At 53.2% G+C, this 14,666-nt stretch carries 11 protein-coding genes; 10 read left to right on the forward strand and 1 reads right to left on the reverse strand.

Annotated features, from left to right (window positions below; all coding sequences use genetic code 11):
• The 10 genes from J5224_RS17975 to shiA form a co-directional block, all read left to right on the forward strand.
• Window positions 1-114: hypothetical protein (locus J5224_RS17975; protein ID WP_195826088.1), on the forward strand; the 114-nt coding region annotated here is incomplete at its 5' end.
• A gap of 249 nt (window positions 115-363) precedes the next feature.
• Entirely contained in the window at window positions 364-747 is a 384-nt protein-coding gene (gene secE, locus J5224_RS17980; RefSeq protein WP_264626658.1) for a preprotein translocase subunit SecE, read from the forward strand.
• Between the two features lies 1 nt (window position 748).
• Window positions 749-1,294, forward strand: a complete 546-nt coding sequence (gene nusG, locus J5224_RS17985; protein ID WP_222158935.1) for a transcription termination/antitermination protein NusG — start codon at window positions 749-751, stop codon at window positions 1,292-1,294.
• Between the two features lie 152 nt (window positions 1,295-1,446).
• Window positions 1,447-1,875, forward strand: coding sequence for a 50S ribosomal protein L11 (gene rplK / locus J5224_RS17990; RefSeq protein ID WP_264626659.1), 429 nt, complete (start codon window positions 1,447-1,449; stop codon window positions 1,873-1,875).
• 3 nt (window positions 1,876-1,878) lie between these two features.
• Window positions 1,879-2,583: a 50S ribosomal protein L1 gene (gene rplA, locus J5224_RS17995; RefSeq protein WP_222158933.1), complete on the forward strand. Its 705-nt coding sequence runs from the start codon at window positions 1,879-1,881 to the stop codon at window positions 2,581-2,583.
• Window positions 2,584-2,889: 306 nt separating this feature from the next.
• Window positions 2,890-3,387 (forward strand): 50S ribosomal protein L10, encoded by a 498-nt coding sequence (gene rplJ / locus J5224_RS18000; RefSeq protein WP_012882962.1) that lies wholly within the window; start codon window positions 2,890-2,892, stop codon window positions 3,385-3,387.
• A 66-nt stretch (window positions 3,388-3,453) separates the two neighbouring features.
• Window positions 3,454-3,819: a 50S ribosomal protein L7/L12 gene (gene rplL, locus J5224_RS18005; RefSeq protein WP_264626660.1), complete on the forward strand. Its 366-nt coding sequence runs from the start codon at window positions 3,454-3,456 to the stop codon at window positions 3,817-3,819.
• A 326-nt stretch (window positions 3,820-4,145) separates the two neighbouring features.
• Complete coding sequence (gene rpoB / locus J5224_RS18010) at window positions 4,146-8,174, forward strand: DNA-directed RNA polymerase subunit beta (protein ID WP_264626661.1); 4,029 nt, start codon at window positions 4,146-4,148, stop codon at window positions 8,172-8,174.
• 91 nt (window positions 8,175-8,265) lie between these two features.
• Window positions 8,266-12,489 (forward strand): DNA-directed RNA polymerase subunit beta', encoded by a 4,224-nt coding sequence (rpoC, locus tag J5224_RS18015; protein ID WP_264626662.1) that lies wholly within the window; start codon window positions 8,266-8,268, stop codon window positions 12,487-12,489.
• Window positions 12,490-12,719: 230 nt separating this feature from the next.
• Window positions 12,720-14,060: a shikimate transporter gene (shiA, locus tag J5224_RS18020; protein WP_413544696.1), complete on the forward strand. Its 1,341-nt coding sequence runs from the start codon at window positions 12,720-12,722 to the stop codon at window positions 14,058-14,060.
• Window positions 14,061-14,128: 68 nt separating this feature from the next.
• Here shiA and J5224_RS18025 read toward each other — a convergent pair whose 3' ends face one another.
• Complete coding sequence (locus tag J5224_RS18025) at window positions 14,129-14,626, reverse strand: GlcG/HbpS family heme-binding protein (protein ID WP_264626664.1); 498 nt, start codon at window positions 14,624-14,626, stop codon at window positions 14,129-14,131.
• Window positions 14,627-14,666: the final 40 nt, after the last annotated feature.

The following is a 14,666-nucleotide window of genomic DNA, read 5'->3' on the forward strand; positions in this document are numbered from 1 at the left end:
AAAATGGTTGTTACCCTGATCCACCCGATCGCGATGGACGACGGCTTGCGTTTCGCTATCCGTGAAGGCGGCCGTACCGTTGGTGCAGGTGTTGTTGCTAAAGTTATCGCGTAATCGCCGATAAATTTGACTCAACATGCAGTAAAAGGGCATCATTTGATGCCCTTTTTCTACGCTGCCCTCAGTAGAACCTATCTCATCACGGATTGTGGCGTATAATCCTGCTAATCTGTGGTGAGATAGGCTCTGTAGATTACAGCGTAAATGCCGAGTTTCGCTGCGAGCGAAACATCATGTCGGTTTGGTTTGCCCTGCGTTGCGGGGCAAAGTTATTTGTCTGATTCATGAGTGACAGGTTGGTTTATGAGTGCAAATACCGAGACCCAGGGTAGTGGGCGTGGCCTGGAAGTGATCAAGTGGCTGGTTGTGGCAGTTTTACTCGTTGTTGCCATAGTGGGTAATTATTACTACCGCGGGTACAGTCTGCCGCTTCGTGCATTGGCCGTTGTTATCCTGATTGCTGCCGCAGGCGGTGTTGCACTGTTAACCGCCAAAGGCAAAGCAACGGTGACCTTTGCCCGCGAGGCGCGCACTGAAGTTCGTAAAGTGATTTGGCCAACCCGCCAGGAAACGCTGCATACCACGTTGATCGTTGCCGCGGTAACTGCCGTGATGTCACTGATTCTGTGGGGGCTGGATGGTATTCTGGTCCGTTTGATATCATTTATCACAGGCCTGAGGTTCTAAGATGTCTGAAGCTCCAAAAAAACGTTGGTACGTCGTTCAGGCGTTTTCCGGCTTTGAAGGCCGCGTTGCACAATCGCTGCGCGAGCACATCAAATTGCACAACATGGAAGAGCTGTTTGGCGACGTCATGGTGCCGACCGAGGAAGTGGTTGAGATTCGTGGCGGCCAACGCCGCAAAAGCGAACGCAAATTCTTCCCCGGCTACGTGTTGGTACAGATGGTAATGGAAGACGCCAGCTGGCACTTGGTGCGTAGCGTTCCGCGTGTGATGGGCTTTATCGGCGGTACGTCCGATCGTCCTGCGCCAATCAGCGACAAAGAAGTTGACGCTATCATGAACCGCCTGCAACAGGTGGGTGATAAGCCGCGTCCGAAAACGCTGTTCGAACCGGGCGAAATGGTGCGCGTCAACGACGGCCCGTTTGCCGATTTCAACGGTGTGGTGGAAGAAGTGGATTACGAGAAAAGCCGCCTGAAAGTATCGGTCTCCATCTTCGGACGTGCTACGCCCGTTGAGCTGGATTTCGGTCAGGTGGAAAAGGGCTGATACAGCCAGTCGTTCGTAAAAAAATTCTTGTATCTGGCGCGAAATTAATCTATTATTTCGCGCCTTTTGTTTTTAGGTGCTATGGCATCTGAAGAAATCAAAAATCACGGGGAGCCTTTTTAAGGCGCTATTACCCATTAGAGGAAAGTTAAATGGCCAAGAAAGTACAAGCCTACGTCAAGCTGCAAGTTGCAGCTGGTATGGCTAACCCGAGCCCGCCGGTTGGTCCTGCTCTGGGTCAGCAAGGTGTGAACATCATGGAATTCTGTAAGGCATTCAATGCTAAAACAGAAAGCCTGGAAAAAGGTCTGCCGACTCCGGTCGTTATCACCGTTTACTCCGACCGTTCTTTCACCTTCGTTACCAAAACGCCTCCGGCAGCTGTTCTGCTGAAGAAAGCGGCGGGTATCAAGTCTGGTTCTGGCAAGCCGAACAAAGACAAAGTAGGTAAAGTGACCCACGCTCAGGTTCTGGAAATTGCCCAGACCAAAGCGGCGGATATGACGGGTGCCGACGTGGACGCCATGGCGCGCTCCATCGCGGGTACTGCTCGTTCCATGGGCCTGGTAGTGGAGGACTAAGAAATGGCTAAGCTGACCAAGCGCATGCGCGTGATCCGTGAGAAAGTTGATGTTACTAAACAATATGACATCAACGAAGCTGTTGCCCTGCTCAAAGAGCTGGCCACTGCTAAGTTTGTTGAAAGCGTTGACGTTGCCGTAAATCTGGGCATCGACGCACGTAAATCTGATCAGAACGTTCGTGGCGCGACTGTACTGCCGCACGGTACTGGCCGTTCCGTTCGCGTTGCCGTATTTACCCAAGGCGCAAACGCTGAAGCTGCTAAAGCAGCTGGCGCAGAGCTGGTAGGTATGGAAGATCTGGCTGACCAGATCAAAAAAGGCGAAATGAACTTTGACGTGGTTATTGCTTCTCCGGATGCAATGCGCGTTGTTGGCCAGTTGGGTCAGGTTCTGGGTCCGCGCGGCCTGATGCCAAACCCGAAAGTCGGTACTGTAACGCCGAACGTTGCTGAAGCGGTTAAAAACGCGAAAGCCGGTCAGGTTCGTTATCGTAACGACAAAAACGGCATCATCCACACCACCATCGGTAAGGTTGATTTCGACGCTGACAAACTGAAAGAAAACCTGGAGTCTCTGCTGGTTGCGCTGAAAAAAGCCAAACCTGCTCAGGCGAAAGGCGTGTACATCAAGAAAGTTAGCCTCTCCACCACCATGGGTGCTGGCGTTGCCGTTGATCAGAGTGGCCTGAACGCGGTCGCAAACTGATAGCTTTACCTGGGCGAAATTTATACGTATAATCTTTCGCCCATTGTCCTTTAACGGACAAACAGATTTTTTCGGTTGGAGCCTGGCCTGATCCAGGCCTCCGTCCAAGACCGCAGGTGCTTCAACGTTTTCAGGTTTACCTGAAGAAAGTGAGGCTTAATTTTCCTGCGTAGACGGTGACAGAGCCTAAAGAAAATTTTCTTTTACTGGATTCTGCTCACCGTGTTTTGACGCCTGTTTTCCATGTGGTTGCAGGTGAAGTGAGTTCCGGAAATGTATTCCGGCTATATCCAGGAGCACAAGCTAATGGCATTAAATCTTCAAGACAAACAAGCGATTGTTGCTGAAGTCAGCGAAGTGGCCAAAGGCGCGCTGTCTGCGGTTGTTGCGGATTCTCGTGGCGTAACCGTAGATAAAATGACTGAACTGCGTAAAGCAGGTCGTGAAGCTGGCGTATACATGCGTGTTGTTCGCAACACCCTGCTGCGTCGCGTCGTTGAAGGCACTCAGTTCGAATGCCTGAAAGACACGTTTGTTGGTCCGACCTTGATTGCATATTCTATGGAACACCCGGGCGCTGCTGCTCGTCTGTTCAAAGAATTCGCGAAAGCGAATGCAAAATTTGAGGTTAAAGCTGCAGCCTTTGAAGGTGAGTTGATTCCGGCGGCTCAAATTGACCGTCTGGCAACGCTGCCGACTTACGAAGAAGCAATTGCACGCCTGATGGCGACCATGAAAGAAGCCTCTGCAGGCAAACTGGTCCGCACTCTGGCAGCTGTTCGCGATCAGAAAGAAGCGGCGTAATCGCCCTTTTTCTGTGTTCGCATTTGCTTACGTATAAACTATTTCTGATTGTTAGGAACAATTGTCATGTCTATCACTAAAGATCAAATTATCGAAGCAGTTGCCGCTATGTCCGTAATGGACGTTGTTGAGCTGATCTCTGCTATGGAAGAAAAATTCGGTGTTTCTGCTGCCGCTGCTGTAGCTGTTGCTGCTGGCCCGGTTGAAGCTGCTGAAGAGAAAACTGAATTCGACGTTATCCTGAAAGCTATCGGCGCTAACAAAGTTGCCGTAATCAAAGCTGTTCGTGGCGCAACTGGCCTGGGTCTGAAAGAAGCGAAAGACCTGGTTGAGTCTGCACCTGCTGCGCTGAAAGAAGGCGTGAGCAAAGATGACGCTGAAGCTCTGAAAAAATCTCTGGAAGAAGCTGGCGCTGAAGTTGAAGTTAAATAAGCCAACCCTTCCGGTTGCAGCCTGAGTTTTCAGGCTGATGGCTGGTGACTTTTTGGTCACCAGCCTTTTTGCGCTGTAGGGCATCTGTGGTATTTCGCACCGTTTGGCCACGGATTATCCCAATATTTTTTTCTATCGACGCCTTAATATACTGCTTTCCAGCCTGGGTTCCCTGCCTGTGCAAAAGCGATGAAATGATTTAAGAGTGATAGAAAGACGTATTAACGAAGGGCGGATTGCCTTTCGATCAACAAAATCGTGTAGCAATGAACCGTCCTGTCAGGACGAGCAAGTGGTTCTTACTTTTCAGCGAGCTGAGGAACCCCATGGTTTACTCCTATACCGAGAAAAAACGCATTCGTAAGGATTTTGGTAAACGTCCGCAAGTGTTGGACATACCTTATCTCCTTTCTATCCAGCTTGACTCGTTTCAGAAGTTCATCGAGCAAGATCCGGAAGGCCAGTATGGTCTGGAAGCCGCATTCCGTTCCGTATTCCCTATTTCAAGCTACAGCGGTAGCTCTGAGCTGCAATACGTAAGCTACCGTTTGGGTGAGCCCGTATTTGACGTCAAAGAGTGTCAGATTCGCGGGGTGACCTTCTCAGCACCGCTGCGTGTCAAGCTGCGTCTGGTGATCTACGAGCGCGAAGCGCCGGAAGGCACCGTAAAAGACATTAAAGAACAAGAAGTGTACATGGGCGAAATTCCGCTCATGACCGAGAACGGGACCTTTGTTATCAACGGTACTGAGCGCGTTATCGTTTCTCAGTTGCACCGTAGCCCGGGCGTGTTCTTTGACAGCGACAAGGGTAAAACCCACTCCTCCGGTAAAGTGCTGTATAACGCACGTATCATTCCTTACCGTGGTTCTTGGCTGGATTTCGAGTTCGACCCGAAAGATAACCTGTTTGTGCGTATCGACCGCCGCCGTAAACTGCCGGCGACCATCATTTTGCGTGCACTGAATTTCTCGGCCGAACAAATTCTGGACCTGTTCTTCGATAAGATTGTCTACGAGATCAACGGCAACAAGCTGCAAATGGATCTGGTGCCTGAACGCCTGCGCGGTGAAACTGCGTCGTTCGACATCGAAGCCAATGGCAAAGTGTACGTTGAAAAAGGCCGCCGTATTACCGCGCGCCATATTCGTCAGTTGGAAAAAGACAGCGTAGAGCGCATTGAAGTACCGGTTGAATACATCGCCGGGAAAGTGCTGGCGAAAGATTACGTAGACGCAGGCACCGGCGAACTGATCGGTGTGGCGAACATGGAGCTGTCGCTGGATCTGCTGGCTAAACTGAGCCAGGCAGGTCATAAGCGCATCGAGACGCTGTTCACCAACGATCTGGATCACGGCCCGTACATCTCCGAAACGCTGCGTGTAGACCCGACCAACGATCGCCTGAGCGCGCTGGTTGAAATCTACCGTATGATGCGACCGGGCGAGCCGCCGACACGTGAAGCGGCAGAAACGCTGTTCGAGAACCTGTTCTTCTCTGAAGATCGTTACGATCTGTCCGCTGTGGGCCGCATGAAGTTTAACCGCTCCCTGCTGCGCGATGAGATTGAAGGTTCCGGTATCCTGAGCAAAGACGACATCATTCAGGTGATGAAGAAGCTCATCGATATCCGTAACGGTTCTGGCGAAGTCGATGATATCGACCACTTGGGCAACCGTCGTATCCGTTCCGTGGGCGAAATGGCGGAAAACCAATTCCGCGTTGGCCTGGTGCGCGTAGAGCGTGCGGTGAAAGAGCGTCTGTCCCTGGGCGATCTGGATACCCTGATGCCGCAGGACATGATCAACGCCAAGCCGATTTCGGCGGCGGTGAAAGAGTTCTTCGGTTCCAGCCAGCTGTCCCAGTTTATGGACCAGAACAACCCGCTGTCCGAAATTACGCACAAACGCCGTATCTCCGCGTTGGGCCCTGGCGGTCTGACCCGTGAACGTGCTGGCTTTGAAGTGCGTGACGTACACCCGACTCACTACGGTCGTGTATGTCCTATCGAAACGCCGGAAGGTCCGAACATTGGTCTTATCAACTCGCTGTCCGTGTACGCGCAGACTAACGAATACGGTTTCCTTGAAACCCCGTATCGTCTGGTGCGTGACGGTGTGGTAACGGATGAAATCCATTACCTGTCCGCGATTGAAGAAGGCAACTACGTTATTGCACAGGCAAACACCAACCTCGACGAAGAAGGGCATTTCGTTGACGATCTGGTGACCTGCCGTAGCAAAGGCGAATCCAGCTTGTTCAGCCGCGATCAGGTTGACTACATGGACGTTTCCACCCAGCAGGTGGTTTCCGTCGGTGCATCCCTGATCCCGTTCCTGGAACACGATGACGCCAACCGCGCCCTGATGGGTGCGAACATGCAACGTCAGGCTGTACCGACCCTGCGCGCTGACAAGCCGCTGGTAGGTACCGGTATGGAACGCGCTGTGGCCGTTGACTCCGGTGTAACTGCCGTTGCCAAACGCGGCGGTACCGTACAGTACGTCGACGCCTCCCGTATCGTTATCAAAGTTAACGAAGACGAGATGTATCCGGGCGAAGCGGGCATCGACATCTACAACCTGACCAAATACACCCGTTCCAACCAGAACACCTGTATCAACCAGATGCCGTGTGTGTCTCTGGGTGAGCCGGTTGAACGTGGTGATGTGCTGGCTGACGGCCCGTCTACCGATCTGGGTGAGCTGGCGCTGGGTCAGAACATGCGCGTCGCGTTCATGCCTTGGAACGGTTACAACTTCGAAGACTCCATCCTCGTGTCCGAGCGTGTGGTGCAGGAAGACCGTTTCACCTCTATCCACATTCAGGAACTGGCGTGTGTGTCCCGCGACACCAAGCTGGGGCCAGAAGAGATCACTGCCGACATCCCGAACGTGGGTGAAGCAGCACTCTCCAAACTGGATGAGTCCGGTATCGTGTATATCGGTGCTGAAGTAACGGGCGGCGACATTCTGGTCGGTAAAGTGACGCCGAAAGGCGAAACCCAACTGACGCCGGAAGAGAAACTGCTGCGCGCGATCTTCGGTGAGAAAGCGTCTGACGTTAAAGACTCTTCCCTGCGTGTGCCGAATGGCGTATCCGGTACGGTTATCGACGTTCAGGTCTTCACCCGCGATGGCGTGGAAAAAGACAAACGTGCGCTGGAAATCGAAGAGATGCAACTGAAGCAGGCCAAAAAAGACCTGACCGAAGAATTGCAGATCCTCGAAGCCGGTTTGTTTGCTCGTATTCACGCGGTGCTGGTCTCCGGCGGCGTGGAAGCGGACAAGCTGGACAAGCTGCCGCGTGAGCGTTGGTTGGAACTGGGTCTGACTGATGAAGAGAAACAGAATCAGTTGGAACAGCTGGCTGAGCAGTACGATGAGCTGAAACACGAATTCGAGAAAAAACTCGAAGCGAAACGCCGTAAGATCACGCAAGGCGACGATCTGGCGCCGGGCGTCCTGAAGATCGTCAAGGTGTATCTGGCCGTTAAACGTCAGATTCAACCGGGTGACAAGATGGCAGGCCGCCACGGTAACAAGGGTGTTATCTCCAAGATCAACCCGATCGAGGATATGCCTTACGATGAGAACGGTACGCCGGTCGATATCGTATTGAACCCGCTGGGCGTTCCATCGCGTATGAACATCGGTCAGATTCTGGAAACCCACCTGGGTATGGCGGCTAAAGGTATCGGCGAGAAGATCAACGCCATGCTGAAGCGTCAGGAAGAAGTGGCTAAACTGCGCGAATTCATCCAGAAAGCCTACGATCTAGGCAACGACGTGCGTCAAAAAGTCGACCTGAACACCTTCACTGATGATGAAGTGTTGCGTCTGGCGGACAACCTGAAGAAAGGGATGCCGCTGGCGACGCCAGTGTTCGACGGTGCCAAAGAGTCTGAGATCAAAGAACTGCTGACACTGGGTGGTCTGCCGACCTCCGGGCAGATCACGCTGTTTGATGGTCGTACCGGTGAACAGTTTGAGCGTTCAGTAACCGTCGGTTACATGTATATGCTGAAACTGAACCACTTGGTTGACGACAAGATGCACGCGCGTTCTACCGGTTCTTACAGCCTGGTAACCCAGCAGCCGTTGGGTGGTAAAGCCCAGTTCGGTGGTCAACGCTTCGGTGAGATGGAAGTGTGGGCGCTGGAAGCGTATGGCGCAGCTTATACCCTGCAGGAAATGCTGACGGTGAAATCCGATGACGTCAACGGCCGTACCAAGATGTATAAAAACATCGTGGATGGCGACCATCGTATGGAACCGGGCATGCCGGAATCCTTCAACGTACTGTTGAAAGAAATCCGCTCGCTGGGTATCAACATCGAGCTGGAAGAAGGTTAATCCTGCTCGCTGGTACGCTTTGCTCGTGTAAAGGAGTGCCTGAGCTTCGGCTCAGGCATCCAACAGGTCTAACTCCGACGGGAGCCAATCCGTGAAAGACTTATTAAAGTTTCTGAAAGCGCAAACCAAGACCGAAGAGTTTGATGCGATCAAAATTGCGCTGGCATCGCCAGACATGATTCGTTCCTGGTCTTTCGGTGAAGTTAAAAAGCCGGAAACCATTAACTACCGTACGTTCAAACCTGAACGTGACGGTCTGTTCTGCGCCCGTATCTTCGGGCCAGTGAAAGACTATGAGTGCCTGTGCGGTAAGTACAAGCGCTTGAAACACCGTGGCGTTATCTGTGAGAAATGCGGCGTTGAAGTGACCCAAACCAAAGTGCGCCGTGAGCGCATGGGCCACATCGAGCTGGCGTCTCCGACGGCGCACATCTGGTTCCTGAAGTCGCTGCCGTCCCGTATCGGCTTGCTGCTGGATATGCCACTGCGCGACATCGAACGCGTGCTGTACTTCGAATCCTATGTGGTGATTGAAGGCGGCATGACCAACCTGGAAAAACGTCAGATCCTGACTGAAGAGCAGTATCTGGACGCGTTGGAAGAGTTCGGTGACGAATTCGACGCCAAGATGGGTGCCGAAGCGATCCAGGCCCTGTTGAAAAACATGGATCTGGAACAGGAATGCGAACAGCTGCGTGAAGAGTTGAACGAAACCAACTCCGAAACCAAGCGTAAGAAGCTGACCAAGCGCATCAAGCTGCTGGAAGCGTTCGTTCAGTCTGGCAACAAGCCGGAGTGGATGATCCTGACCGTGCTGCCTGTGCTGCCGCCGGATCTGCGTCCGCTGGTTCCGCTGGACGGTGGTCGTTTCGCAACCTCAGATCTGAACGATCTGTATCGTCGCGTGATCAACCGTAACAACCGTTTGAAACGTCTGCTGGATCTGGCTGCGCCGGATATCATCGTACGTAACGAAAAACGTATGCTGCAAGAAGCGGTAGATGCCCTGCTGGACAACGGTCGTCGCGGTCGTGCGATCACCGGTTCCAACAAGCGTCCGCTGAAATCTTTGGCCGACATGATCAAAGGTAAGCAGGGTCGTTTCCGTCAGAACCTGCTCGGTAAGCGCGTGGACTACTCCGGTCGTTCCGTTATTACCGTAGGTCCGTACCTGCGTCTGCACCAGTGCGGTCTGCCGAAGAAAATGGCACTCGAACTGTTCAAACCGTTCATCTATGGCAAGCTGGAACTGCGTGGTCTTGCTACCACTATCAAAGCCGCCAAGAAAATGGTTGAGCGTGAAGAAGCCGTGGTTTGGGATATCCTGGATGAAGTTATCCGCGAACACCCAGTACTGCTGAACCGTGCGCCGACTCTGCACCGTTTGGGTATCCAAGCGTTCGAACCGGTTCTGATCGAAGGTAAAGCCATTCAGCTGCACCCGCTGGTGTGTGCGGCGTATAACGCCGACTTCGACGGTGACCAGATGGCTGTTCACGTACCGCTGACGCTGGAAGCCCAGTTAGAAGCGCGTGCGCTGATGATGTCCACCAACAACATTCTGTCTCCGGCGAACGGCGAACCTATCATCGTTCCGTCTCAGGACGTGGTATTGGGTCTGTACTACATGACCCGTGACTGTGTTAACGCCAAAGGCGAAGGCATGGTGCTGACCGGTCCGAAAGAAGCAGAACGTATCTACCGTGCGGGTCTGGCTTCGTTGCATGCGCGCGTTAAAGTGCGTATCACCGAGCATGAGAAGAATGCGCAGGGTGAGTGGGTGGCTAAAACCAGCATCATCGATACCACTGTGGGTCGTTCCATTCTGTGGATGATCGTGCCGAAAGGTCTGCCGTACTCTATCGTTAACCAGGCGCTGGGTAAAAAAGCCATCTCCAAGATGCTCAATACCTGTTACCGCGTGCTGGGGCTGAAGCCGACCGTTATCTTCGCTGACCAGATCATGTACACCGGTTTCGCCTATGCAGCGCGTTCCGGTTCTTCTGTTGGTATCGACGATATGGTCATTCCGGCGAAGAAAGTGGAAATCATCAACGAAGCGGAAGCCGAAGTTGCTGAAATCCAGGAGCAGTTCCAGTCTGGTCTGGTAACTGCCGGCGAACGTTACAACAAAGTCATCGACATTTGGGCCGCTGCTAACGAGCGCGTGGCCAAAGCGATGATGGAAAACCTCTCGACCGAAACCGTTATCAACCGTAATGGTGAAGAAGAGCGTCAGGTTTCCTTTAACAGCATCTTTATGATGGCTGACTCCGGTGCGCGTGGTTCTGCGGCACAGATTCGTCAGTTGGCCGGTATGCGTGGTCTGATGGCGAAGCCGGATGGCTCCATCATCGAAACGCCGATCACCGCGAACTTCCGTGAAGGTCTGAACGTACTCCAGTACTTCATCTCCACGCACGGTGCGCGTAAAGGTTTGGCGGATACCGCGTTGAAGACAGCGAACTCCGGTTACCTGACCCGTCGTTTGGTTGACGTGGCACAGGATCTGGTGGTGACCGAGGACGATTGCGGCACGCACGAAGGCATCATGATGACCCCGGTTATCGAAGGTGGCGACGTTAAAGAGCCGCTGCGTGAGCGTGTACTGGGTCGTGTAACGGCTGAAGACGTTCTGAAGCCGGGCACCGCTGACATTCTGGTAGCGCGTAACACGCTGCTGGACGAACAATGGTGTGACCTGCTGGAAGAAAATTCCGTCGACGCCGTTAAAGTTCGCTCTGTGGTAAGTTGTGAAACCGACTTCGGCGTGTGCGCCAAGTGCTACGGTCGCGACCTGGCACGTGGTCACATCATCAACAAAGGTGAGGCCATCGGGGTTATCGCAGCACAGTCCATCGGTGAGCCGGGTACTCAGCTGACCATGCGTACGTTCCACATCGGTGGTGCGGCATCGCGTGCGGCGGCTGAATCCAGCATTCAGGTGAAAAACAAAGGTAGCCTGAAACTGTCCAACGCCAAGTTCGTTAAGAACGCGGCGGGCAAGCTGGTTATCACCTCGCGTAACACCGAGCTGAAACTGATCGACGAATTCGGTCGTACCAAAGAAAGCTACAAAGTGCCATACGGTGCGGTAATGGGCAAAGGCAACGGTGACGAAGTGACCGGCGGTGAAACCGTCGCAAACTGGGATCCGCATACCATGCCAGTTATCACCGAAGTGGGCGGTAGCATTCGCTTCACCGACATGATCGACGGTCAGACGATTACTCGTCAGACTGACGAACTGACCGGTCTGTCCTCCATCGTGGTTCTGGATAGTGCAGAACGTACCGGTGGCGGTAAAGATCTGCGTCCGGCACTGAAAATCGTGGATGCCAAAGGTAACGATGTATTGATCCCGGGCACCGACATGCCGGCACAGTACTTCCTGCCGGGCAAAGCGATCGTTCAGTTGGAAGATGGCACTCAGATCGGTGCGGGTGACACCCTGGCACGTATTCCGCAGGAATCCGGCGGTACCAAGGACATCACCGGTGGTCTGCCGCGCGTTGCCGACTTGTTCGAAGCGCGTCGTCCGAAAGAACCGGCTATCCTGGCTGAAATCACCGGTATCATTTCCTTCGGTAAAGAGACCAAAGGCAAACGTCGTCTGGTGATCTCTCCGCTGGATGGCAGCGATGCTTACGAAGAGATGATTCCGAAATGGCGTCAGCTCAACGTGTTTGAAGGTGAACGCGTAGAACGTGGCGATGTGGTTTCTGACGGCCCTGAATCGGCGCACGATATTCTGCGTTTGCGTGGTGTGCATGCGGTAACCCGTTACATCACCAACGAAGTGCAGGAAGTTTACCGTCTGCAAGGCGTTAAGATTAACGATAAACACATCGAAGTTATCGTTCGTCAGATGCTGCGTAAAGGGACTATTGCCAGCGCAGGTAGCTCCGAGTTCCTGGAAGGCGAGCAGGCAGAAGTGTCGCGCATCAAGATCGCCAACCGTCAGTTGGAAGCGGATGGCAAGATCGCAGCTACGTACCACCGTGACCTGCTGGGTATCACCAAGGCATCTCTGGCAACCGAATCCTTCATCTCTGCGGCATCGTTCCAGGAAACGACGCGCGTGTTGACGGAAGCAGCCGTTGCGGGTAAACGCGACGAATTGCGCGGTCTGAAAGAGAACGTCATCGTGGGTCGTCTGATCCCGGCCGGTACCGGTTATGCGTACCACCAGGATCGCATGCGTCGCCGTCATGTGGGCGAAGTGCCAGCAGTCGCTCCGGTGAGTGCTGATGAAGCTTCTGCAAACCTGGCTGAACTGCTGAACGCAGGCTTTGGTAGCAGCGACGACGAATAAGCTATCTACCGATAACGCTTAAACGTCTAAACCCCGGTCCGTTGGCCGGGGTTTTTTTTATCTCTCAGTCTGTGAGCGCACAGAAAAAAAGCAGACTTGCTCCCCTTCGTCACGCATACTTCTTAATCGTACTTTTGTAACTATGATATGAATTTCTTCTGAGTAATAAATAGTGTACAGTTGTGTAAATTTAAAATAACGAGACGAACATGAACAGCACAAGCACACCAATGTCGCCGCAGAGCGATAGCGCAGCAAACCACAACAGCTCACAATCTCTGCCTGAAAACCCTACACACAACCGGGCTCGTCGTGCTGCATGGGGAAGTTTTGTCGGCGCCGTTGTCGACTGGTATGACTTTCTACTGTACGGAATAGTTGCCGCTTTGGTGTTTAACACCGAATTTTTCCCCCAGATAAGCCCGACCATGGGTACGTTGGCGGCATTTGGGACTTTTGGTGTTGGCTTCCTGTTCCGCCCGCTGGGCGGCATGGTGTTTGGTCACTTTGGCGATCGTCTGGGTCGTAAACGTATGTTGATGATCACCGTGTGGATGATGGGTATTGCCACTGCGTTAATTGGCCTGTTGCCTTCATTTGCGTCTATTGGCTGGTGGGCTCCGGTGTTGCTGGTTACTCTGCGCGCCATTCAAGGGTTTGCCGTCGGCGGTGAGTGGGGCGGTGCAGCGCTGCTTGCGGTAGAAAGCGCGCCGAAAAAGAAAAAAGCCTTTTACAGTAGCGGTGTACAGGTCGGTTATGGTGTCGGTCTGCTGCTGGCGACCGGTTCTATTTCTGTCGTCAGTCATTGGACGACCAACGAGGAGTTTGTGACCTGGGGCTGGCGACTGCCGTTCCTGTTCAGCCTGATACTGGTTGCCATTGCCTGGTGGGTGCGTAACGGCATGGATGAATCCCAGGAGTTTGAAGCCAACAAAACGCTGCAAGATCGCGCGAATAAGCTTCGCTCTTTCCCTATTTTTGAAGCATTGCGCAAACATCCAAAAGCATTTTTGCTGATCATCGCCCTGCGCCTTGGCGAGCTGTTGACGATGTATATCGTTACGGCCTTTGCGTTGAACTACTCAACCGCACATCTTGGCCTGTCGCGCGATATGTTCCTGAATATCGGCCTGATGGTGGGGGCCATCAGTTGTTTCTCTATCCCCGCTTTTGCCTGGCTGGCGGACAGCTTCGGTCGTCGTCGTATCTATGTCACAGGGGCGCTGATTGGTGCGGCCAGTGCCGTGCCGTTCTTTATCGCGCTAGAGAACCATAACACGGTACTGATCCTGCTGTTCGCCATTCTGCTGGCGAATGTCGCGCATGATATGATCGTCAGCGTACAGCAGCCGATGTTTACCGAACTATTTGGTACCGCCTACCGCTATAGCGGTGCTGGCGTGGGTTATCAGGTCGCGAGCGTGGTGGGCGGTGGCTTTACGCCGTTTATCGCGGTGTTGCTGGTGACATTTTTCTCCGGCGCCTGGTACGGCGTTGCGGGTTATCTGGCGATAGGGTGCCTGATCTCAGCCGTGGTCGGTATGAGTATGAAACCGCAATCCACGGATTAAGAGCGAACAAAGACCGTAACGCGATAAAGACCGTAACGTGATTGTGCTGTACGTTACGGTCTCTCCCATCATTTTGCGCTAAGTTGCGCTTTAACCGCCTCGATCGCATCCAGCGCACACTGTTGGTCGATACTGCCCGAGGGCGCACCACCAATGCCAATCGCCCCAATGGTTTGATCCCCCACTTTCACCGGTACACCGCCCGCCAGCAGTAAAAAGCCCGGAATATCACGCAGATTTTGCGCTTCAGCATTGGCCTGAGCGTTTTTCATCACGTTTTCCGTGGGCGCTTTCGTGGTGAGCGAGGTAAAAGCTTTCATCCGGCTGGCTTCGAGGGTATGCGGACCGGCGTTGTCCATGCGTTTGGCCAGTTTTACTACGCCAGCACGATCGACGATGGTTACCGCCACGTTCACATTCTTGGCGACGCAGGATTGGATGGCGTGCTGCGCCAGCTGTTCGGCCAGCGCCAAAGAAAGATTTTTCTCGCTTAATACGCCATTAGCAAAGCTGGGAAAAGTGGTCATGCCGCTGAAAAGCAGGGTGGTGATAAGAAGACGTTTCATTATGTTCAGGCTCCTGTTGTCCTTGGGAGGTATTCGACAA

It is taken from the genome of Candidatus Symbiopectobacterium sp. NZEC135 (genome assembly GCF_025962695.1).